We start from the raw sequence: 21,114 nt of genomic DNA, 5'->3' as shown, positions 1-21,114 counted from the left end.
TCACGCCAGAGGCAGGATCACCCATGCGCTTTTTCGACCGCAGTCAGATGGAACGGCCCAAGATGCTCGATTCTACTCGGGTGCGGGCGGCGCTGGATGAGGTCATGAGCTATCTCGGGCTGGAAGATCAGAAGATGATCAGTCAGCGGCGCATGCGGATCGATACCGATCTTCTGAACCATCCCGATATCACCGGCGCGGTGTTTGAGGGCTTCGGCGAGATATGCGCCTATTGTGAAACGCCCGCCAGCACATCGGGCCTGGGCGTGGGTCATCACCGCCCGCTGGGCGGGGCCGCCGATGAGAGCGGGGCGACCAGCCAGCTGCATTATGTGTGGCTGGCCTATGAGTGGGAGAACCTGCTGCCCGTTTGCGCTGCCTGTAATCGCCACAAGGGCAATCGTTTCTGGGTTATGGGCGAGCGGGGACGGCTGCGGGCGTCGATCCGTGAATTGCGCGGCGATGGTGAAAACAGCAGATCGCTCACCTCATCAATGGTCGGGGACCCGGTGCGGATGGAGCATGCCCTGCTGCTGGACCCTACCTTCGATGGCATAGCGGACGAGCTGCAATTCCTTCCCGGTGGAACGGCCTTTGCGGCGGGCAAGCGCGGTGCAGCCACGATTGAAATGCTGGGCCTCAACCGCGCGGACCTTGTCTCCGCGCGCAAGCAGGCCATGCGCTTCATGGCATCGATCCTGCTCAAGGATCTGGAGCATGTCGAAGCCATTCCCACGGGCGCTGAACACGGCTGGGCTTCTTATCTCATCGGCTTCGACAATTCGCTGATCCTGCCGCATCGCGGGGCGGTGACGCTGGCGTTGATGCGGCAGGCGAACGAATGGCTTCCGGGCAACTCTACCCTGCCGGTGATGCTGGGGCTGCTGGAAAAGCTGGAGGGGTCCGAACGTTACGACCTGCTCCGCCCGTTCCTTGAAGATGAGGCGCAGACAGGCTCAACCGCTCCGCCGCCGCCCGCACCGGCCAAGCGCCCCAGAAAGCCCTCGCGCACCGTCCGCAAGCAGGACCTGCCCGCCGCGGAACTGCCGCTGGAGAAGGTCACCATCAGCAATTTCAAGGCGCTGGCGGGGATCGAATTCGAACTGCCCAGCCAGACGCAGGATTTGCGCCGCGTTCCGTGCATGCTGATCCTGGGCGAGAACGCCACGGGCAAAAGCTCCGTCCTGGAAGCGATTGCCATGGCGCTGCTGGGCACGGGCGAAGTGGCTGAGCTGGACAAGCTGCTGGACGATGAGACGATCACCCCGTCCGAATTCCAGCACCGGCCCGATTTCGATAACTGGGATGTGCTGGCCACGGACCCGTTGCAGGTGTCCGTCTCCTTCCTGGGGCAGGAGCAGGGCGCCTATCTGGAGGGCGGCGGCAAGCAGTGCCATTTCGGCGGCAGCCTGGCCCCGTCCAAGATATTGCTCGCCTATGGGCCGCGCCGGTTCTTCGTGAAGAGGACCTCCCGCCGATACCGCGCGCCAGCATGGCGGGTGCGATCGCTGTTCGATCCGATGATGGTGATCCCCAATCCCATCCAGTGGCTGCTGGAACTGGATGACGAGAAGAAATTCGATGCCGCCGTGCGCGCGCTGCGAGTGGTGCTGATGCTGGATGATGACGCCAAGATCTTGCGCGACGGGGAGCGTATCCTGATCGATACGCCGCAGGGCAGCACACCGCTTTCCAAGATGTCCGTCGGTTACAAATCCATCGTCGCCCTGTCAGTCGATATCATCCGTGAGCTGTTCCACCATTACGATAATCTGGAGGATGCCCACGGCGTGGTGCTGGTGGATGAGATCGAAACGCACCTCCACCCGCGCTGGAAAATGCAGATCGTCGGCCTGTTGCGAGAGGCCTTTCCCAAGGTGCAGTTCATCCTCACCACGCACGATCCGCTGTGCCTGCGCGGCATGCAGCAGGGTGAGGTGTTCGTGCTCCAGCGCAATGAGGACAACGCCCGGGTGGAGACGCTGGAGGAGTTGCCCAATGTGCAGGGCATGCGCGCCGAACAGATCCTCACGTCCGAATTCTTCGGCCTGGGCTCCACCGATCCGGAAACCGACGCCAAGGTGGAGCGCTATCATTTCCTCGCCAAGAAAGTGGGCCGCACCGCCGCCGAGGAGGATGAGCGCAAGACACTGGTTGCGCAGATCGACAAGCGCATGATGGTTGGCACCACGATGGAGGAGCAGGTCAATGCTGCGGCGCTGTCGGTGATATCCGAAGGGACCGAGATCGATACCCTGCCGCTCGCACCGGTACGGGACGGTGATCGCAAGCGCATGATGAAGCAGGCCCTGTCTGGGCTGCTGTCGGATTAGGGGCGCGCGCAGTGATCAGGATCGAACGCGAACCCACCCCCGCCGTGCTCGACTTTGGCGATGCGGAAAGTCCCGCCGCCAGGGAGCGGCAGGCAATCGTCGATTATCTGGCGGCCGAGGGAAAGCTTCCCAAATCGCCGAAGTTCGAGGTCTATGCCCACGCCCAGGTGAAAGACGTGCTGATCGCCATGCATCACGGAAAATGCGCCTATTGCGAGATTTTGACGAGCGGCGGCTTTGACGGCGATGTGGAGCATTACCGGCCCAAGAAGGGCATCACCGATGCGGACAAGGCGGGGGTGGAGCATCCCGGTTACTGGTGGCTGGCGATGGCGTGGGAGAACCTGCTGCTGAGCTGCCAGCACTGCAACCAGTCTCGCCGTCAGCTGATCCACCAGGCCGGCCTGTCCGAAGCCGATATCGAACGCGAGCTGCGCGAAAAGAAGCTCAGGACCACCGGCAAGAAAAACCGCTTTCCCGTTGAAAACAATGCCTGGGTGCTGGATTTCCAGGCCGATATGGCGGGCGAACATCCGCTGCTGCTCAATCCGTGCGATACCGATCCTGAAGACCTGTTCGAGTGGGAGTTCGAGCGCTCCATATCCACCGTCAAACCGCGCGGCGGCGATCCGCGGGCGGAGGCGACCATCGAGATTCTGGGCCTCAACCGCCGCTTCCTGACAGAGGCGCGGGTGACGGTGCTCAATGGCCTGCGGCTCAAGCGCAAGAAGATCATCGACCGGCTCAACCGCGTCTCCGCCATGGAAGATGAGCAACTCGCCGCTGAACTGATGCAGACCGTGGTGGAGGATATGCTGGAGGTGAAGCAGGCGTGCAGCGCGGAAAATCCCTTCGCCGGTCTGGCGCGCGCTTTCCGCCGCAAATTGCAGGGCGAGATTGAGGCGATGCTGGCCTGAGGTGCGCCAGTTCCCCGCCAGTTCCCCGCCAGTTCCCGGATCAGTTCTCCTTCAGCGCCAGCGCATCCCTCAGCGCCTGGATATGGGCGGGGACGTGTGCCGCATCCCCGGTTTTCGCAGCGTCCATGTTCCAGTAGAGCAAATGCGTGAACCAGCGCTTCTTGCGGTCTTGCGGCGTACCGCCAGCGGTAGGAAGCACGGCAATATCCCTGATGCCGCTGACGGGCTTTTCCGTCTCGCCCGCGTCCAGCCCGAATATATCCGCCACAGGCCCGGAAACGATATCGCCGCCCACCACGCCGCGCAGGGGAGAGAAGATATTGGTCCAGCGGGTGAAGGCGAACAGCGCGGCGTGGTGCGGCACGCGCGGGGCTTCCAGATCGTGGGTAACACCTTCGCCCTTCACCTTGCCGGTGCGATAGGTGAAATGCAGTTTCTTGGTGGTGCCGTCATATTCCATCACCGGCGGGCAGGCGGGCAGCACGCGCTTGTCCTTGGCCTTTGAAACCGCCGCGCGGTCTTTTTCCATCAGGAATTCGGCGTGGGTGAGGGGTGATCCCATGGTCACGAAATCGCTGACGATCCACGGATTGCCCAAGGCGTTGAGCTCGCGGCGGCACAGCGCCTGCAATTTGCGGAATTCATCGAGATCGAAGTTGCCACCTGCCCGCGCGCTGCGGATCATCTCCTCCATCTGCGCGCGGCGGGGCTGGCGGAAGCCTTTCAGCTTTTCGGGATCGATCCGGTCATTGTGCCGGCCAAAGGCGTGGGTCAGGATATCGTAGCCCACGATGGTGCCCAGCGAATGGCCAACCACGATGATCCTGTCGTACCGGCTTTTGCCAGCCGATCCATCCTCTCCCACACCCATCAGTTCTTCCAGCAGGCGCACGCCATTCTCGCGGATTGCCTGGCGAATGGCGATGTTGCGGGGCTGGGCGCGGACATAGCGCGCCACATCGCCGACATGGCTGATCATGACCTTGATGATGAAGGCGCCAATCCCGCTCAGGACTGCCCAGACGAATGCCGTCATCCACCCCGGCCAGGATTGCACCCCGGCGGCGAGGCGGAATATCCAGTCGATTGCCGCAATGCCGGTCATTTGCGGGTCGATGGGCGTATCGCTGATTGCCATGCCGGCCAGGATCGATATCGCCACGAAGCCCAGCGTGATCACCCACATTAACAGCCACGCCGGGATCAGGCCGCGCGGCACATTGGTGAACGGATTGCGCCACATCAGGCCAAACAGCCAGTCCTTGACCATCTCGAAGCTGGTGCCGGTAACCTGATGCGCCCAGTAATATTCGAAAAAGTCGAACCGCCGCTGCGAATGGCCCGATCCGCGCGATTCGGTGGTGATCAGTCGCAGTTCGAAACTGCGATTGCGCTCATCAGGTTTGCTCCACGCGGCGTTTTCCTGCCGTGGCTTGCCAGTTCTGGGATCGACGCGGCTGGGTGTAATCAGCGACATGTCGCGGCTCCACACAGTATCGACAAAGCCGGAAAGTGTTTCCATCGGGATCTGTTCACCAATACCGTGAATCAGGATTATCGCTGTTCTATTGGCCACAGATGTCTCCCCCGTTCGAATCAGCACGCTGACCGTGAATTATTACCAGACTTCGCCGCGCCGCTCCAATCGCGGCGGTTGATCGGCGCTCCTCCTGCATCGGGCTGGACATTGGCGCCGCGGGCGGACACATCGTCAGTCAATCTGGAACAGGCAGCTATCAGGCAGGACATGAAAACACAGGTTTGCATCATCGGGGCGGGTCCGGCGGGACTTTTGCTGGGCCATTTGCTGCGGGCAGAGGGCGTGGACTGCGTTATCCTGGAACGGCGAACGCCAGACTATGTGCTCAGCCGCATCCGCGCAGGCGTGCTGGAAAACATCACCGTATCGTTGATGGAACGGCTTGGGCTGGACGCCCGGCTGAAGGCGGAGGGCCTGCCGCACGATGGCTTCAACCTGGCCGATGGCGAGCGGCTGATCCGCATCGATATCAAGGCCCTGACCGGCCAGCAGGTGGTGGTTTATGGCCAGACTGAGCTGACCCAGGACCTGATGGACGCCGCCGAAGCGCGCGATCTGCAGGTGATCTATGAAGCCGCTGATACCGCGCTGCACGATGTGGAAAGCGATGCGCCCTATGTCACCTACAACAAGGGCGACACGCCCCAGCGTATCGATTGCCGCATCATTGTGGGCTGTGATGGCTTTTATGGCCCCACCCGCCAGGCCATCCCCGCATCCGCCGGGCAGGAGTATGAGCGGGTCTATCCCTTTGGCTGGCTGGGCATCCTGGCCGATGTGCCGCCGTGCAACCATGAACTTATCTATGCCAATCATGAGCGCGGCTTTGCCCTGGCCAGCATGCGCAGCCCCACGCGCAGCCGCTATTACATCGACGTGCCGCTGACGGAGCGGGTGGAAAACTGGAGCGATGACCGGCTGTGGGATGAGCTGGCGATCCGCCTTGGCCCCGAAGCGGCGGCCAATATGACGCGCGGACCGGCGCTGGAAAAAAGCATCGCCCCGCTGCGATCCTATGTGTTTGCGCCGATGCGGCATGGTTCGCTGATGCTGTGCGGCGATGCGGCGCATATCGTGCCGCCAACGGGCGCCAAGGGCCTGAACCTTGCCGCCAGCGACGTGCATTATGCCGCCGCTGCGCTGACCAGCTTCTTCAAGGCCAATGATGCCGATGCCATTGCGGCCTATTCGGACACGGCGCTGGCGCGGGTGTGGAAGTGCGAACGGTTCAGCTGGTCGCTGACCAAGCTGATGCACCGTTTTCCCGACGATGGCCCCTTTGAACGCGCCATGCAGGTGGCAGAGCTGGACTACATCGCCACCAGCGTGGCAGCGCAGACCAGCATTGCGGAAAACTACGTGGGGTTGCCCGTCTGACAAACACCATCGCGGCCACCATCGCGGCAGACTTCCCACACAGGCTCAATCGCGTATGATCCTCTCCAGACGGGCCAGCAAGGCCCGCGACATGGGGAGGATAAGGCATGGCGAGCGAAGCCTTGCAGGAACTGATTGCAGGCATGCGAGCGGGCGGACCGGATTTTTCCGGCGATCTGTCCAGGGCGCGTGACGAATTCGAGGCCTTGCTGGCCACCATGCCGGTGGACGCCGGCTTTTCCTTCAATGACGTGCAGCTGGGCGGCGTGGCCGCACTGCACTGCAAGACCGGCCCGGCGCGCGCTGGTGCGCTACTCTATCTGCATGGCGGGGCCTTTGTTTCGGGCAGCGCGCAGGGGTATCGCGGGCTGGCGGCCAATGTCGGTCAGGCAGCGGGCCTGCCCACCTATGCGCTGGATTACCGGCTGGCGCCCGAACACCCTTTTCCCGCCGCCATCGATGATGCGCTGACGGCCTATCGCGCGCTGCTGAGCAGCGGGATGAAGGCGGACAGGATCGTGATCGCGGGCGATTCCGCGGGCGGCGGTCTGGCGTTGTCGCTGCTGGTGAAGCTGCGCGAAGAAGGGCTGGAAATGCCTGCGGCCGCCTATCTGCTTTCCCCGTGGGCGGATCTTTCCTGCAGCGGAGGCAGCATGCAGAGCAAGGCTCAGGCCGATCCCGCGCTGACCGAAAAGGGGCTGCATATCGCGGCAGGCCAGTATCTTGCCGGAACGCCCGTCGGCGATCCGCTGGCATCACCCGCCCACGCCGATCTGTCAGGCCTGCCGCCACTGCTGGTGCAGGTCGGTTCGGCGGAGATATTGCTCGATGATGCGGTGATGGTGGCGTCCCGGGCCGGGGCGGCGGGCACGCATGTGCAGTTGGAGATATGGCCGGACATGCCGCATGTCTGGCAAAGCTTCGCCTTCATGCTGGATGAAGGGCGCGCCGCGCTGGACGCAGCAGGTGCCTTCATGCGCAACCACACTTCGGGAGCCAGCCATGCCTGATTCTGCGAAGCTGGATGCGCTGATCGTAGGGGCGGGATTTTCGGGCCTCTACATGCTGCACAAATTGCGGCAGGAGGGCTTTTCGGCGCAGGTGGTGGAGGCCGGATCGGGCGTGGGCGGGACGTGGTTCTGGAACCGCTATCCCGGCGCGCGCTGCGATATTCCCAGCCTCGAATATTCCTATTCCTTCGATCCGCAGCTGGAGCAGGAGTGGGAATGGACAGAGCGCTATGCCGCGCAGGGGGAAATCCTCTCCTACCTCGATCATGTTGCCGACCGCTACGATCTGCGGCGGGACATCGCATTCGACACCCGCGTCACCGCCGCGCACTGGGACGAAGCAACATCGCGCTGGCAGGTGGAGACGGACACCGGCGGCAGCTTTGACGTGCAGTTCCTGATCCTGGCCACCGGCGCGCTTTCCGAACCGAAAATGCCCGACCTGCCCGGTCTGGAGAAGTTCGAAGGCAAGGTGCTGCACACGGCCAAGTGGGACGATAGCGTGGACCTGAAGGGCAAGACCGTCTGCCATTTCGGCACCGGCTCCTCGGGCATTCAGGCGGTGGCGGCGATGAGCGAATATGTCGGCCATCTCACCGTATTCCAGCGCACGCCCAGCTATGCCGTTCCGGCCAATAACCGACCGCTCGAAGATGGCGAGCAGGAGGCGGCCAAGGCCACCTACCGCGAAAAGCGCGACGTGGCGCGCCATTCACCGCTGGGCTTCGCCGCCCCGCCCATGCCCGGCAGCGCCAAGACGTTTGCACCCGCCGCGCTGAAGGAACGGCTGGAACAGGCCTGGAATGCCGGCACCACCGGACTTCTCAATGCTTTCGAGGACCTGTTGTTTGATGAAACATCGAACGAACTGGCGGCGAAATTCGCGCGCGGCAAGATTGCCGATGCGGTGCGCGATCCCGATGATGCGCGCAAGCTGACCCCGGACTATCCGCTGGGATCGCGGCGGCTGTGCAGCGAAATCGGCTTTTACGATGCGCTCAACAGGGACAATGTCGAACTGGTCGATGTGCGCGAGGAAAAGGTGGTCGATATCACCGCCCATGCGGTGATCACGGACAAGGCCAGCTATGCCGCCGATGCCATCGTGCTGGCCACCGGCTTCGATGCCTGCGTCGGCGCCGTCCTGGCGATCGACATCCGGGGCCGGGGCGGCCAGCAGATTGGCGAGGAATGGGCCAATGGGCCGCGCGCCTTCCTGGGCCTGACCGTGTCCGGCTTTCCCAACATGTTTGCCATCACCGGGCCGGGCAGCCCGTCTGTGCTGTCCAACGTGGTCGTCTCCATCGAACAGCATGTGGAATGGGTAGCGCGCTGTCTTTGCGATATGCGCGCCAGCGGCAAGCGGGTGATCGAAGCCGATGCCGATGCCGAGCAGGAATGGATGCGCCATGTGGACGAAGTGGCGCAGACCACGCTCTTCCCGCGTGCGGACAGCTGGTACAAGGGCCGCACCCGCGATGGGCGCGATGTGTTCATGCCCTATGTCGGCGGTGTGGGCGCGTACCGGGCAAAGTGCGATGAAATTGCCGCTGCCGGATATGAGGGCTTTGCGCTTAGCAGTTAGGGCCGGATGGCCATGTCAGGACAGCAAGGTCGGCCCTGCATGTTCAGCCCTGCATGTTCATGGCCAGGATCGCCACCGCGCCGGCAAGGCCAAGCAGCGCGAGGGCGATTCGCGCCTTGTCGATCCGGCCATCCTCGCTTTGTGGCGGAGAATCAGCGATTTCACGATGTGCGCGCCGGTCCCTCATCGTCGCAAGCTCCCCGTTAGGAAGCGCGCAGACTGCCAAATAGCACCGGCAAGTCAAGTCAGGCCCGGTTCAGCCCACCAAGGCGGGTCGAACCTTGATCACGCAGGTGGAAGTACCGTGTCGATACAGGGTTATCTTGTCAGTCCCGGAAAGCTTCCTATTTGGCTTCCAACACCCCTTAAACCGCCGTCGGGCCTGCTGGACCTTGCGTCCCGCACAGGCACGTCACAGCCTTCCGCCGTTACCGGCGCAGCATGGAGAACTGGCATGATCGATATTCGCCGTTTCGAAACGCTTGGCGGTGCCAACCACGGTTGGCTCGATGCCAATTTCCATTTCTCCTTCGCCGAATATTTCGACCAGCGCCGCATGCACTGGGGCAGGTTGCGGGTGTGGAATGACGATATCATTGGCCCAAGGTCCGGCTTTCCGCCGCATCCGCATTCCGACATGGAAATCATCACCTACGTGCGCAAGGGCGCGATCACGCACAAGGATTCGCTGGGCAATGAGGGCCGTACCGAAGCGGGCGACGTGCAGGTGATGAGCGCCGGCACCGGCATCACCCATGCCGAATACAACCTTGAGGACGAGGAAACGCACAGCTTCCAGTTGTGGATACTGCCAGACAGCAAGGGGCACGCCCCAAGCTGGGGAACTAGGCAGTTCCCCCGGGATGATCGCGCAGGGCGCTTTGTGGTACTGGCAAGCGGCCGCGAAGGTGATGGCGATGCCCTGCGCATCCATGCCGATGCGCGCGTACTGGGCGCAAATGTCAGGGCTGGCGAGACGATCGAATATGACCTGGGCGGACGCAAGGCCTACCTCGTTCCCGCCAGCGGACAGATCGAAATTGAAGGGGAAGTGATCAATGCCCGCGATGGGGTGGCAATTGCTGACCTTGCGACCTTGCAAATTGTTGCGGTGCAAGATAGCGAATTGGTTATGGTAGATACCGCCTGATTCCTTGCTTGGGGTAAAGTCAGGCGGCGGGCCGCGTCTTTTTGCAAAGGCGTGGCCCTTTCCTTTTTTGGCAGCAATACTTGCGCTGTTTCTTGAATTCTATTCGTGCCGCAGCGCTTCGATCGGGTCGAGCATACTGGCCCTGCGCGCCGGGAAATAGCCGAACATGATCCCGATCAGTGCCGAGATCACAAAGCTGAGTATGTTGATGAAGGGGTCGAACACGAAGGGGAAACCCAGCGCGCTGGACAGGCTGAAGGACAGCAGGAAGCCGAGTAATATACCCACCAGGCCGCCAAAGCAGCACAGTACCACTGCCTCTGTCAGGAACTGCATGCGCACCTCGCGCGCCAGTGCGCCAATGGCCAGGCGGATGCCGATCTCGCGGGTGCGCTCCGTCACCGAAACCAGCATGATGTTCATGATGCCCACACCGCCCACAACCAGGCTGATGGCGGCAATGGCGGCCACCATGATGGTGAGCGTGCCCACCGTGCTGGCAACCGTTTCATTGATGGCGGCCGTATCGACGATATCGAAGTCATTGGCCTGACCCGCCAGCAGCACCCGCCGCTCCCGCAGCAGGTCAATCAGCGAATTGGTCATGGTGTCCCCATCATAGGCGGAGTCATAGGATATCACCATGTAACCGATGTTGTTGTTGCCGGTGAAGCGGCGCTGGACATTGGTGAGCGGCATGAACACCGAATTGTCATCATCGCCGCCGCCGCCGACTGAGCCGCGCGTGGCAAATACGCCGATCACCTGACACGAGACATTGTTGAGGCGCATGCGCTCACCCACCGGACTCTGTCCGGGGATGAAAATCTCCTCCAGCACCGTCGGGCCGATGATGCAGACGTTGGAACCGGCCTGTTCCTCTGCCGGAGTGAACCGGCGGCCATCATCCATGTCTATTCCGCGCGCATCCATGAAATCGTTGCTGACGCCTTCGACCTTGGTTTCCCAGTCCTGTCCGTTGTGGATGGCGGTGACGTTCTGGTCGACCTGCCCTGCCACGGCCTTCACCCCGGCGATCTGTTCGCGCACGGCGGTGACGTCGTCCTCGTCAAAGGCGCGGAACTGGCCGCGTTCGCCCTGAACCGGGAAGACGATGTAGAGATTGGAGCCGAGCGAACTGATCTGTTCCTCGATATCGGCAGTTACGCCGCGACCCAGCGTGACCATGGTGATCACGGCGGCGACGCCAATGATGATGCCCAGCGTGGTCAGGAAGCTGCGCATCAGGTGGCGGCGGATCTCGCGCATGGCGAGCAGGAGCGTGGTGCCGAACATCAGGCGGTCACGCCTTCATGCTTGCCGTGGCGGACGCGGTTGCCATTCTCCACCCGTTCCACCAGCCCATCCTTGAAGTGGACGATGGTCTTGGCAAAATCGGCCATTTCCGGCTCATGCGTCACCATCAATATGGTGATGCCCTGGCGGTTGAGTTCACCCAGAAACTCCATGATCTCGATCGAGCGTTCGGAATCCAGATTGCCCGTCGGCTCATCGGCCAGCAGCACTTCGGGATCGGTCACCAGCGCACGGGCAATGGCCACGCGCTGCTGCTGACCGCCGGAAAGTTCCGCCGGAGTATGGTGTGCCCAAGGCGCCAGTCCCACACGGTCCAGCGCGCGCATGGCAGAGGCGTGGCGTTCGGACTTGCTTGCCCCGCGATAGACCAGCGGCAGCTCCACATTCTCCACCGCAGTGGTGCGCGCCAGCAGGTTGAAGCCCTGGAAGACGAAGCCGAGGTAACGGCGCCGCAACAATGATCGCTGATCCTTGTTGAGCGATTGCACTTCCGTGCCCAGGAAGCGGAACTTGCCCGTAGTCGGCACGTCCAGGCAGCCCAGAATGTTCATGGTGGTGGATTTGCCCGAGCCCGATGGCCCCATCACGGCAACAAAATCGCCGCGCTGGATGCTCATGTTCACGCCCTTGAGCGCCTGGAATGCAGCCGCGCCCGTGCCAAAGGTCTTGGTTATCCCCTCCAGTTCGATGATGGGGCCTGAGCTCACTGATCAGAGGCCCTGATCGCCGTGATCACCTTCATGCCAGCTTCCAGCTCGTCAGACGTGACCACGGTATAGCGTCCGTCGCTCAGCCCGGTGGTGACCAGTATCGCGCGCGGCTTGCCATCATCGCCCAGTACATAGACATTTTGCTGGCTGCCCGCGCCAATGCTGGCCGTGACCTCTTCGCGTTCAAGCCCGAAGTCATTGCCGGGTCCGCCGCCCAGCTGGACGCCCCCGTCTTCCTCTTGCTTGGGTGGCTCGAAACGCAGCGCGCCATTGGGCACGGCCAGCTGGTTGGCGGTGCTTTCCGTGGCGATATTGGCGGTTGCCGTCATGCCCGGACGCAGCAGTCCGCTGGCGTTGTCCACCGTGAGGCGAGCTTCATATTCGACCACCGAATTGCTGTTTGTTGTCTCAGCTGTAGTGGCGATATTGCCCGATGCGAGGTCCACCCGCTCCACCTGAGCGGGGAACTGGCGGCCCGGATAGGCATCGACGGTGAAGGTGGCGGACTGGTTCGCCTCGACCTGGCCAACATCGGCCTCGTCAATGTCCACGCGCAGCTGCATGATGGCGAGGTCTTCGGCCAGGATGAACAGCGTGGGCGTGTTGAAACTGGCAGCCACGGTCTGGCCCGGTTCCACCTGCCGCACCAGCACCACGCCCGAAACGGGGGAGCGGATCACCGCGCGGTCGCGGTTGGTCAGGGCGGTGGACAGCGATGCCTGCGCCGATGCCACATTGGCTTCTGCCGAAGCGAGCGCGGCCCGGTCACGCCGCACCGATCCTTCGGCCGATTGCATCTCTGCCTGCGAGGGCACGCGGCCATCGGACAGGCGATAGACTTCGCGCAGACGCTCCAGCTGGGCGGTGTCGACTTCCAGCGTGGCGCGTGCCTGCTCAACCGATGCGCGCGAGGCGTTGAGGTTTGCGCGGCTCTGCAGGATCTGATCGTCGATCACATCGGTATTGATCCGCGCCAGCACCTGACCGCGCGATACGATGTCATTCACGTCAACCAGCACGTCATCAATCCGGCCGGATACTTCGGAGCCGACTTCCACCTGGTTGGTGGGGCGCAGATTGCCGGTGGCGGTGACCACCAGATCAAGCGAGCGTGCCTCTACCTCCTCGGTGATATAGTCGACCGGCTGATCGCCGCGGCCAAAGATGGCATAGGCAATCAGCGCCAGAACGATGAGCAGGGCCGGGATCCAGACAATCCGCCGCTTGTAGAATGGTTTGGTGGCGTCTTCGCCCAGAAAGGCATCGATGTCCTGCGCTTGCGTGTCGTTCATCACTCGGTCCTGTCACTGGCAGGTAAGGGGAAGTCCTGCTCGCTCCATCCGCCGCCAAGCGCCTGGGTCAGGCGCACAAAGGCGCTGGCCCTGTCAGCCTGAGCGGAGACGAGCTGGTTACGGGCGGAAAGTAATTGGTTCTCTGCCGAAAGCAGGGTCTGGAAATCGGTCAATCCCGCCTGATACTGGCTGCGCGCCAGTATGGCCGAGTTGCTGGCTGCATCCAGCGCTTCATTGATGATGCCGACGCGGGTGTCGGCGCTGCGCTGGTCAACGGCGGCGCTTTCGACATCTTCCAGCGCGCCCAGAATCGATTGTTCCCATGCCGCCAATGCGCCGCGCGCGCCAGCCTCTGCACTGTCGATCTGCGCCTGTGTGCGGCCGCCATCGAAGATCAGCTGGCTGACGCTGGCAAACACGCTGGATGTCAGCACATCGAAAAGGTTGCTGATGCCCAGCGAATTGGTGCCGATATTGCCGCCCAGCCGAACCAGCGGCAGCAATTGCGCGCGGGCCACGCCGATCCGCGCGGTGCTGGCCAGCAGATTGGCTTCCGCGCCGCGCACATCGGGGCGGCGGCGCAGCACATCAGCGGGGGGCGCAAAGCCCGCCAGCAACGCCGGCTGGGGAATGGGCTTGACCGCCTGAAAAGCAGTCAGCACGCGTCCCGGCGGCTCCCCGATCAGGGTGGAAATGGCATTGGCGGTGGAAGTCAGGCTGCTTTCCAGCGAAGGAATGGTGGCGGCGGTCTGGGCGCGCTGGGTGCGGGCCTGTTCCACATCCAGGCTGGACACCAGCCCCGCCTGATTGCGCCAGCGGGCGATCCGCAGGTTGTCTTCCTGATAGGCCAGCGTGCTGCGGGCAATTTCCAGCTGCTGCGCGATCGAGCGGGCGTTGATGGCGGAAATCGCCACCTGGCCCACGATCAGCCGCTGCAGGTCTGCCAGCGAATATCCGGCGGACAGCAGGTCTGCCTCCGCCGCGTTCACATTGCCGCTGATCTGGCCGAACAGGTCCAGTTCCCACGATGCGTCCGCGCCCAGCGAAAAGCCGAACTGGTTGGTGGACAGATCACCCAGGTCGCGGCTGACCCGTCCGCTGCCCGAAACGGAAGGCAGGAAGCTGGACCGGGCCTGCACCAGACGCGCGCGCGACTGATCCAGCCGTGCGGCGCTTTGCGCCAGGTCCAGATTATTGGCGATGGACGCTTCGACCAGCTGGGTCAGCAGCGGATCGTCCAGCAGCAGCCAGTAATCGGTAATGTCGACGGAGATGGGGGCAGGATCGCTTTGCGCCCACTGATCGGGAATTGCGAAACTGGCCGCAGGCGGAGCAACATCTGCATGGGTGCAGCCGCTGGATAGCAGTGCAATCGCCATGGCTGTACTGCTCAGCACGCCCATTTTCATGTCTGGTTGAAAACCCAAGATTCCCCCGAATGGCACTTATTTGATCCCTGCTGCCCGCCTATCGCCGATCAGTGCTTGCTCCAATTGCAACCTTGTAACAAAGGGTAACAGGCCATCATGCATGTTATCCACCGTATATCGTTGTTCATGAAACTTAATTGCGCACCTGTCCTGCCCGTGCAACGCATTTGCATGCGCTGGCTTATGTTGTTTGGCCTGCTGTTCTTCCCTTTTACTGTCCAGGCCCATCCGGTCCCGTTCAGCTATCTCGATCTCGATCTGCAAGAACAGCAAATCGAAGGCACTTTGACAGTGCATCTGATCGACATCGGACATGAACTTGAAATGGACGAAGTGGCGATATTGCTCGACCAGGGTGTGTTGTCCAGCCAATACAGCCAAATCGGATCAGTTCTTGACGGCATGATCTCGATCGGCGCCGGAGAATTGCCCGCGCCGGAGTGGCAATCGGCAGAACCCTTGCCGGGCGACGATGCCATAAGGCTGCGCTTCACCATTCCCGCCCCGTCACCCGGCGCGCTGGAAGTGGACGCCAATCTGTTCCCGCGCGATCCGCTGCACCAGACCTTCGTCAATGTTTATGAAGATGGCGATCTGCGCCAGCAGTGGCTGTTTGATCGGGGGAGCGACCCGCAGACCTATTTTACCGGAACGAGCGCCGGTGTGCTGGCGGTGATGGGCACCTTCGTCCCGTCCGGCATTCACCACATCATGATCGGGCCGGATCACGTACTCTTCATCATCGGCCTGATCCTGCTGGGCGGCAGCTGGCGGCGGCTGGCGATCATCGTCACCAGCTTCACCATCGGCCATTCGGTGACTTTGTCCCTCGCGGCGCTGGATATCGTGATGATCCCGGCCGGGATCATCGAACCGCTGATCGCGCTCAGCATCGTGGTGGTGGGGGCGGATAACCTGCTGCGCGGCGATGGCCGGGACCTGCGTGCGGGTCTGGCCTTCGCCTTCGGGCTGATCCACGGTTTCGGCTTTGCCTATGTGCTGCGCGAGTTCGGCCTGCCCGATGCATCGCTGGCTTGGTCGCTGTTTTCCTTCAATCTGGGCGTGGAAATCGGCCAGCTGGCTATCGTGGCGGTGGTTGCGGGCCTGATGCTGCTGCTGCGCCGCCGATCCGAAAAAGCGGCGCGACACACCGCGACAATTGGCTCGCTTGCGGTAATGGCGGCTGGTGCCTATTGGTTTGTTGACAGAGTCTTTTTTGCGGGAGTGGGATGATGAAGCGGATTGCGGTCCTTGGGGCCATTGTGGTGAGCGGCCTGACGGCAGTGGGTGTAACTGCGCAGGGCCTGCCCGGCATCGAAGGCATCGAGCATGTGGCCGGCAAGGTCTACAAGATCGCCGGCGCCGGCGGCAACACGGTGGTGTTCGAACGCGCCAATGATGTCGTGCTGATCGATACCAAGCTGCCCAACAGCGGTGAAGCGATCATGACCGAGGTTCGCAAGATCACCGACAAGCCGCTGGCGATGATCATCAACACCCATTCGCACCCCGATCACATGGGTTCCAACAACGAACTGAGCGGTGACGGCATCGAAGTCATCGCACACGTGAATTCGGAAAAGCGGATGGAGGCCGAGGGCGGTCCGTTTGGCGCGTCCAACGTCGATCGCAGCTTCTCCAGCCACATGAAGATCGGTGAAGGCGCTGACGAGATTGACCTGTATTACTTCGGCGCGGGCCATACCGATGGCGATGCCTTCGTGGCCTTCCCCGCCGCGCGCACGGTGATGGCGGGCGATATCTACGCCTGGCACATGTCTCCGCTGATCGATCCCGGCTCCGGCGGCTCCATGCTGGCACTGCCGACTTCGGTGACGGCGGCCTATTACACCATTCCCAACGTCGATTACTGGATTCAGGGTCATGGCGGCGTCAGCACGTCGTCTGAATTCCTCAGCTTCGTGACCTTCAACCGTGCGCTGGTGCAGATTGCCGAGCAGACGGTGCAATCGGGCGGTACGGAGCGTGAAGCGCTCGACCGGCTGGCTGCCAACCCAAGCTTCGCCATCTTCCTGGGTACTGAAACACTGCCGGGCCTGGAATATGGCGGCAGCCCCAAGTCGCGCGCTCTCATCAACCTGATGGTGGCCTTCCAGGAATTGCGCGGCGAAGAACCGCAGCTGATCATGGGCCTGCCACGGGAAGAATGGCCCGAGTAATGTGCTGAGCGCGGCTGCGCTGGGAAACGACCATGACGCCCTGCGCGCCGCGTGCGCGCAGGGCGTTGGTCTGTGCACGATAACCCATATCGAAGGCAGTTTCTCGCGCCGCCTTGGCGCGCAGCTGGCTGTGCGCGCTGATGGCAGCGTTGTTGGCAGCCTGGCCGATGGCTGCCTTGAAAACCAGCTTGCGGCAGAGATCGCCAAGGGCGGGGAGCGCCGGGTAATGCGCTTTGGCGCCGGCTCCCCGATGATCGATTTTCGCCTGCCATGCGGCAGTGGCCTCGACATACTGGTCGATCCCGCTCCCGATCATGCGGCCTGCCGCGATGTGGTGGCAAAGCTTGACCGGCGGGAGGCAGCGATGCTGGCCTTGCCGATGGGAGCACTGGCACAGCGTCATTATGTCCCGGCGCTGCGGCTGGCGCTGTTTGGCGAGGGGCCGGAACTCGATGCGCTGGCCCTTCTCGCGCGGACGGCAGGGCTGGCAGTCGAAACCCACAGCAAGGACGGGAGCGAGGGCCGATCTTCCGATCTTTCGCTGGGCAAGTCCCCCAGCGGCATCGCCATCGACAGATGGTGCGCGGTGATCCTGCTGTTCCACGATCACGAATGGGAGCAGGCGATCCTGCAATGGGCGCTCCAAACACCGGCCTTCTTCATCGGCGCGCAGGGCGGTCAGACCGCGCGCGAGGAGCGGGCCGAGCGCCTGCTGGCCAGCGGCGTTGCGCCCGGCCAGATGGCGCGCATCGCCAGCCCGATCGGCATTGTCCAGCACAGCCGTGAACCCGTGGCGCTGGCGCTGTCCATCCTCGCCTCCGTGGTGGGTGAATATGAGGCGATCCACCCGCACCATGCACCGCGCGGTGGCTGAACCGGCTCCGCTGGTCGCCGTGCTGGCAGCGGGCGGGGCAACGCGCTTTGGCGGCGGCAAGCTGGATGCGTTGTGCGCTGGCAAGCCTGTCGGGCAATGGGTGCTGGATGCGGTTGCAGGGGCGGGGCTTGCCGCAGGCGTGATTGTGGTGGGAGAGGACCCGCCGCAATTTGCACTGGCTTCGGGCTGGAGCCTGATCGTCAATCACAGCGCGGAAGCGGGCCTTGGCACATCGCTGGCTCTGGCGGCAAACCATGCGCAGAAGGCGGATCGAGATCTGCTGGTGCTTCTTGCGGACATGCCGCTGATTACCGCTGCACATTTGCGCGAGTTGGCGTGTCAGCCCGGCACCAGCGCTACCGTGTCTGGTTCGACCTATGCCGGAGTGCCCGCGTTGTTCCACAAATGCCATTTGCCGCAGCTTGAAAAGTCATGCGGTGATCGCGGCGCAGCAGCCTTCTTGACGAGTCTGATCGACCTTGAGCATGTGCAAGTTGATCCTGCCATGCTCATCGATATCGATACGCCCGCCGATCTGGCGCGGGCAGAGCAGATATTGCTCAGGCGCGGGTAGTCACCGGCTCCCCGCCGCGCTGCACGCCGATATGGCAGATGCGGCCTTCGCGCAGGGCATAGGTCACGATCACCCGCACATCGATGTAATCGCCCTTGGCCAGCGCCCCGACCACGAAATCGGGCGCGTCCTGCACGGCGGTGAAGCGGCTGGTGCAATCGACGATCAACCGCTCATCATCGGCATCGAGCGAATGGATGGTCAGCGTCTCGCGCACCGATTTGAACATCTCGCTGTAGAAATCGGCAATGGCCTGCGCGCCGCGGATCGGCGGCAGGCTGCTGAGTTCCAGCACCACGTCATCGGTGTAGAAACGCGTGTAGCGGGCCGGATCGCCCGCCGAAAAGGCGGCGGCGTATGCGTCATAGGCCGCCAGCTGGCTGGGGTGTCCGCCCAGCGGAGCCAATCTGGTCACGCCCTGTTCGGGCGGCCATGCGGCGGTGGTCAATCGGGTGATCCTGCCCGCATCATCCAGATCGTAGCGGGCGAGGAATTTCACCGTGATGCTGTCACCGGGAAACATCTCGCCAAAGGGGAAGTCCGGGCGGTGCCTGGTGGCGTGGAAATCCATGTCGATGTCGGCAAAGATGGTGTTTTCGTCCTGCACATAATGCTGGATGCGCGGACATTCGCGCACGCCGTCATGCGCCCAGGCCAGGAATTCGCGCATCCCCTGCTTGCCGCTGCGCACGCCGCTGCCCGAATGCATGGCGCAGTCTTCGGCGAAGAAGCGCTCCACCAGAGCATCGTCATCGCCGGTCAGGAACATGTCGATATAGGCGAGATAGTCCATGCTCATGCCAGCTCCAGGATCACGAAATCAGTCGCCAGGCTGTCCCCTTCGGCAGCGTTGACGGTGGCAATCGTGCCGGCCTTGGTGGCGCGCAGGATGTTCTCCATCTTCATCGCCTCTATCGTTGCCAGTGGCTGACCGGCAGCTACCTCATCGCCTTGTTCCACATGCAGCTTCATCAGCAGGCCGGGCATCGGGCAGATCAGCAGGCGGGATGTATCGGGCGGTGTCTTTTCCAGCATGTGCTGCGTCAGCGGGGCCAGCCTTGCGGGCAGCACACGCGTGTGATGCCTGCGGCCGTGGGTGGTGATCGTCCAGCGATGGCGCTGGCGGCTGACTTGCAGCCCCAGCCGCTCGGTCCTGCCCGTGGCTTCGGCCAGGCGCATGCCCGGTGCCCATGAACATGTGCCATCGATCCGGTGGCCATCGACGATCGCATGGCCGTCACCCAGCGTCACATGGAACTGCTGGCCATTGTTGAACACCGCCCAGTCGGCGGGCAGCGGCGGCGCTCCGTCGATCTTGCCAGTGGTGCGCCCGGCGCGGGCCGTGCGGGTGAATTCCATGCCCGCCGCGCAGGCAGCGATCACCCGGCACCGCTCCTCATCTGCCGGAGCGCCGGAGAAGCCATCGGGATATTCCTCGGCAATGAAGCCGGTGGAAAGGTCCCCGCTGCGAAAGCGCGGATGCTGCATCAGGGCGGAGAGGAAATCGGTGTTATGGCCCGGCCCCTCGATCTCGAAATCGTCGAGCGCGCGGATCTGCAGGTCCGCCGCCTGATCGCGGGTTTCGCCCCAGGTGATCAGCTTGGCGATCATCGGGTCGTAATGGATGGAGACCTCGCCGCCTTCGGCCACGCCGTCATCCACGCGGACATTGTCCACCCCGCGCAAGCCCCCGCTCCACGGCTTTGCCGGTGGTCTGTAGCGCACCAGCCGCCCGGTGCTGGGCAGGAAGCCGCGATAGGGGTCCTCGGCATAGACGCGCGTTTCGATGGCGTGTCCGTCAATGCCGATATCGGCTTGCGTGAACGGCAGCGCCTCACCTGCGGCAACGCGGATCATCTGTTCGACCAGGTCGATGCCGGTGGTCGCCTCTGTCACGGGGTGTTCCACCTGCAGGCGGGTGTTCATTTCCAGGAAGTAGAAGCTCTCGCCCGTGGGGTCTGCGCCGCTGACGATCAGCTCCACCGTGCCTGCCGAGTGATACCCCACCGCCGCCGCCAGCGCGATGGCCTGTGCGCCCATCTTGGCGCGCATTTCGGGGGTCACGAAGGGGGAGGGGGCTTCCTCCACCACCTTCTGGTGGCGGCGCTGGATCGAGCATTCACGCTCATTCAGATGGACGATATTGCCGTGCTTGTCGCCCAGCACCTGAATTTCGATATGACGCGGGTGTTCGATGAATTTCTCAATGAACACGCGCTCATCGCCAAAGCTGTGAAGCCCCTCTCGCTGGGTGGCCTCGAAGCCGTCCTCCACGTCCGTATCATTCCACGCCAGCCGCATGCCCTTGCCGCCGCCGCCCGCGCTGGCCTTCATCATCACCGGATAACCGATACGGTTTGCTTCTTTCAAAGCATGTGCCGTATCGGAGATTTCACCGTCAGAGCCGGGAACGGTATTCACGCCCGCCCTGGCGGCGAGCCGCTTGGATTCAATCTTGTCACCCATCGCCGCAATGGCGTTCACCGGCGGACCGATAAAGGCGATGCCCTCGGCCTCCAGCGCTTCCACGAAACTGGCCCGTTCGGACAGGAAGCCATAGCCGGGATGCACCGCCTGTGCGCCAGTTGCCTTGCAGGCTGCGATGATCTTGTCCGCCAGCAGATAACTCTCCGCCGCCGGAGCAGGACCGATATGCACCGCCTCATCCGCCATGCGCACAAATGGCGCGCGCGCATCGGCATCGGAATAGACCGCCACCGTGGCAATCCCCATGCGCCGCGCAGTGGTGATAACCCGGCAGGCGATTTCGCCGCGATTGGCGATCAGGATTTTGGTGAACATCAGACCCTGCCTTCCCTGTCACC

The 21,114-nt window shown here is 62.8% G+C and carries 18 protein-coding genes; 10 read left to right on the top strand and 8 right to left on the bottom strand.

Features of this window, described 5'->3' with window-relative positions; genetic code table 11:
* Positions 1 to 23 precede the first annotated feature (23 nt).
* Both GRI32_RS04745 and GRI32_RS04740 read left to right on the top strand, forming a co-directional pair.
* The gene (locus tag GRI32_RS04745) at positions 24 to 2,333 is read left to right on the top strand and encodes an AAA family ATPase (protein WP_160589976.1); all 2,310 of its coding nucleotides are present in this window, start codon (positions 24 to 26) and stop codon (positions 2,331 to 2,333) included.
* Between the two features lie 11 nt (positions 2,334 to 2,344).
* Positions 2,345 to 3,250 (top strand): HNH endonuclease family protein, encoded by a 906-nt coding sequence (locus GRI32_RS04740; protein WP_160589975.1) that lies wholly within the window; start codon positions 2,345 to 2,347, stop codon positions 3,248 to 3,250.
* Positions 3,251 to 3,290: 40 nt separating this feature from the next.
* Here GRI32_RS04740 and GRI32_RS04735 read toward each other — a convergent pair whose 3' ends face one another.
* Positions 3,291 to 4,826 carry an alpha/beta hydrolase family protein gene (locus tag GRI32_RS04735; protein WP_160589974.1) on the bottom strand — a complete coding sequence of 512 codons (1,536 nt, stop codon included), beginning with the start codon at positions 4,824 to 4,826 and terminating at the stop codon, positions 3,291 to 3,293.
* A 171-nt stretch (positions 4,827 to 4,997) separates the two neighbouring features.
* Here GRI32_RS04735 and pobA point away from each other — a divergent pair, with 171 nt between their 5' ends.
* The 3 genes from pobA (at position 4,998) to GRI32_RS04720 (ending at position 8,762) form a co-directional block, all read left to right on the top strand.
* Positions 4,998 to 6,167: a 4-hydroxybenzoate 3-monooxygenase gene (gene pobA / locus GRI32_RS04730; RefSeq protein ID WP_160589973.1), complete on the top strand. Its 1,170-nt coding sequence runs from the start codon at positions 4,998 to 5,000 to the stop codon at positions 6,165 to 6,167.
* A 107-nt stretch (positions 6,168 to 6,274) separates the two neighbouring features.
* Positions 6,275 to 7,177 carry an alpha/beta hydrolase gene (locus tag GRI32_RS04725; RefSeq protein WP_160589972.1) on the top strand — a complete coding sequence of 301 codons (903 nt, stop codon included), beginning with the start codon at positions 6,275 to 6,277 and terminating at the stop codon, positions 7,175 to 7,177.
* The gene (locus GRI32_RS04720; protein WP_160589971.1) at positions 7,170 to 8,762 is read left to right on the top strand and encodes a flavin-containing monooxygenase; all 1,593 of its coding nucleotides are present in this window, start codon (positions 7,170 to 7,172) and stop codon (positions 8,760 to 8,762) included. Before GRI32_RS04725 ends, GRI32_RS04720 begins: the two co-directional genes overlap by 8 nt.
* A 43-nt stretch (positions 8,763 to 8,805) precedes the next feature.
* Here GRI32_RS04720 and GRI32_RS04715 read toward each other — a convergent pair whose 3' ends face one another.
* On the bottom strand, positions 8,806 to 8,949 hold the full coding sequence (locus tag GRI32_RS04715) for a hypothetical protein (RefSeq protein WP_160589970.1): 144 nt from the start codon (positions 8,947 to 8,949) through the stop codon (positions 8,806 to 8,808).
* A 267-nt stretch (positions 8,950 to 9,216) separates the two neighbouring features.
* On the opposite strand from GRI32_RS04715, the gene GRI32_RS04710 reads away from it, so the two are divergent.
* On the top strand, positions 9,217 to 9,912 hold the full coding sequence (locus tag GRI32_RS04710) for a pirin family protein (RefSeq protein ID WP_160589969.1): 696 nt from the start codon (positions 9,217 to 9,219) through the stop codon (positions 9,910 to 9,912).
* 99 nt (positions 9,913 to 10,011) lie between these two features.
* On the opposite strand, the gene GRI32_RS04705 is transcribed toward GRI32_RS04710, so the two are convergent.
* From GRI32_RS04705 to GRI32_RS04690, 4 genes are read right to left on the bottom strand one after another with little or no spacing between them, the layout of a single operon-like run.
* A complete protein-coding gene (locus GRI32_RS04705) occupies positions 10,012 to 11,208 on the bottom strand; it encodes an ABC transporter permease (protein WP_160589968.1) in 1,197 nt (398 codons plus the stop codon).
* On the bottom strand, positions 11,208 to 11,936 hold the full coding sequence (locus GRI32_RS04700) for an ATP-binding cassette domain-containing protein (RefSeq protein ID WP_160589967.1): 729 nt from the start codon (positions 11,934 to 11,936) through the stop codon (positions 11,208 to 11,210). Before GRI32_RS04700 ends, GRI32_RS04705 begins: the two co-directional genes overlap by 1 nt.
* On the bottom strand, positions 11,933 to 13,231 hold the full coding sequence (locus tag GRI32_RS04695; protein ID WP_160589966.1) for an efflux RND transporter periplasmic adaptor subunit: 1,299 nt from the start codon (positions 13,229 to 13,231) through the stop codon (positions 11,933 to 11,935). The genes GRI32_RS04700 and GRI32_RS04695 overlap by 4 nt, the downstream gene beginning before the upstream one ends.
* Entirely contained in the window at positions 13,231 to 14,628 is a 1,398-nt protein-coding gene (locus GRI32_RS04690; RefSeq protein WP_337190153.1) for an efflux transporter outer membrane subunit, read from the bottom strand. Before GRI32_RS04690 ends, GRI32_RS04695 begins: the two co-directional genes overlap by 1 nt.
* A 204-nt stretch (positions 14,629 to 14,832) precedes the next feature.
* Here GRI32_RS04690 and GRI32_RS04685 point away from each other — a divergent pair, with 204 nt between their 5' ends.
* From GRI32_RS04685 to GRI32_RS04670, 4 genes are read left to right on the top strand one after another with little or no spacing between them, the layout of a single operon-like run.
* A complete protein-coding gene (locus tag GRI32_RS04685; RefSeq protein WP_160589964.1) occupies positions 14,833 to 15,894 on the top strand; it encodes a HupE/UreJ family protein in 1,062 nt (353 codons plus the stop codon).
* Positions 15,894 to 16,841, top strand: coding sequence for an MBL fold metallo-hydrolase (locus GRI32_RS04680; protein WP_160589963.1), 948 nt, complete (start codon positions 15,894 to 15,896; stop codon positions 16,839 to 16,841). The genes GRI32_RS04685 and GRI32_RS04680 overlap by 1 nt, the downstream gene beginning before the upstream one ends.
* A 1-nt stretch (position 16,842) precedes the next feature.
* The gene (locus GRI32_RS04675) at positions 16,843 to 17,715 is read left to right on the top strand and encodes an XdhC family protein (protein WP_160589962.1); all 873 of its coding nucleotides are present in this window, start codon (positions 16,843 to 16,845) and stop codon (positions 17,713 to 17,715) included.
* Positions 17,675 to 18,289, top strand: coding sequence for a nucleotidyltransferase family protein (locus tag GRI32_RS04670; protein ID WP_160589961.1), 615 nt, complete (start codon positions 17,675 to 17,677; stop codon positions 18,287 to 18,289). The genes GRI32_RS04675 and GRI32_RS04670 overlap by 41 nt, the downstream gene beginning before the upstream one ends.
* Here the strand turns inward: GRI32_RS04670 and GRI32_RS04665 are convergent.
* Together GRI32_RS04665 and GRI32_RS04660 are read right to left on the bottom strand one after the other, a co-directional pair.
* A complete protein-coding gene (locus tag GRI32_RS04665) occupies positions 18,276 to 19,088 on the bottom strand; it encodes a nuclear transport factor 2 family protein (RefSeq protein ID WP_160589960.1) in 813 nt (270 codons plus the stop codon). The two genes, GRI32_RS04670 and GRI32_RS04665, sit on opposite strands and share 14 nt — an antisense overlap.
* Positions 19,085 to 21,091, bottom strand: coding sequence for an acetyl-CoA carboxylase biotin carboxylase subunit (locus GRI32_RS04660; RefSeq protein ID WP_160589959.1), 2,007 nt, complete (start codon positions 21,089 to 21,091; stop codon positions 19,085 to 19,087). The genes GRI32_RS04665 and GRI32_RS04660 overlap by 4 nt, the downstream gene beginning before the upstream one ends.
* Between the last annotated feature and the right edge of the window lie 23 nt (positions 21,092 to 21,114).

It is taken from the genome of Alteraurantiacibacter aestuarii, from assembly GCF_009827405.1.
Classification (GTDB): Bacteria; Pseudomonadota; Alphaproteobacteria; order Sphingomonadales; family Sphingomonadaceae; genus Alteraurantiacibacter; species Alteraurantiacibacter aestuarii.
This window is presented reverse-complemented; position numbering and strand designations above follow the sequence as displayed.

Bases quoted from the DNA above. Each gene is read 5' to 3' on its own strand.
- GRI32_RS04665 (WP_160589960.1), bottom strand. From the start codon at position 19,088: ATGAGCATGGACTATCTCGCCTATATCGACATGTTCCTGACCGGCGAT.
- GRI32_RS04670 (WP_160589961.1), top strand. From the start codon at position 17,675: ATGAGGCGATCCACCCGCACCATGCACCGCGCGGTGGCTGAACCGGCT.
- GRI32_RS04685 (WP_160589964.1), top strand. From the start codon at position 14,833: ATGCGCTGGCTTATGTTGTTTGGCCTGCTGTTCTTCCCTTTTACTGTC.
- GRI32_RS04720 (WP_160589971.1), top strand. From the start codon at position 7,170: ATGCCTGATTCTGCGAAGCTGGATGCGCTGATCGTAGGGGCGGGATTT.
- pobA (WP_160589973.1), top strand. From the start codon at position 4,998: ATGAAAACACAGGTTTGCATCATCGGGGCGGGTCCGGCGGGACTTTTG.
- GRI32_RS04710 (WP_160589969.1), top strand. From the start codon at position 9,217: ATGATCGATATTCGCCGTTTCGAAACGCTTGGCGGTGCCAACCACGGT.
- GRI32_RS04680 (WP_160589963.1), top strand. From the start codon at position 15,894: ATGAAGCGGATTGCGGTCCTTGGGGCCATTGTGGTGAGCGGCCTGACG.
- GRI32_RS04725 (WP_160589972.1), top strand. From the start codon at position 6,275: ATGGCGAGCGAAGCCTTGCAGGAACTGATTGCAGGCATGCGAGCGGGC.
- GRI32_RS04695 (WP_160589966.1), bottom strand. From the start codon at position 13,231: ATGAACGACACGCAAGCGCAGGACATCGATGCCTTTCTGGGCGAAGAC.
- GRI32_RS04660 (WP_160589959.1), bottom strand. From the start codon at position 21,091: ATGTTCACCAAAATCCTGATCGCCAATCGCGGCGAAATCGCCTGCCGG.
- GRI32_RS04745 (WP_160589976.1), top strand. From the start codon at position 24: ATGCGCTTTTTCGACCGCAGTCAGATGGAACGGCCCAAGATGCTCGAT.
- GRI32_RS04705 (WP_160589968.1), bottom strand. From the start codon at position 11,208: ATGTTCGGCACCACGCTCCTGCTCGCCATGCGCGAGATCCGCCGCCAC.
- GRI32_RS04715 (WP_160589970.1), bottom strand. From the start codon at position 8,949: ATGAGGGACCGGCGCGCACATCGTGAAATCGCTGATTCTCCGCCACAA.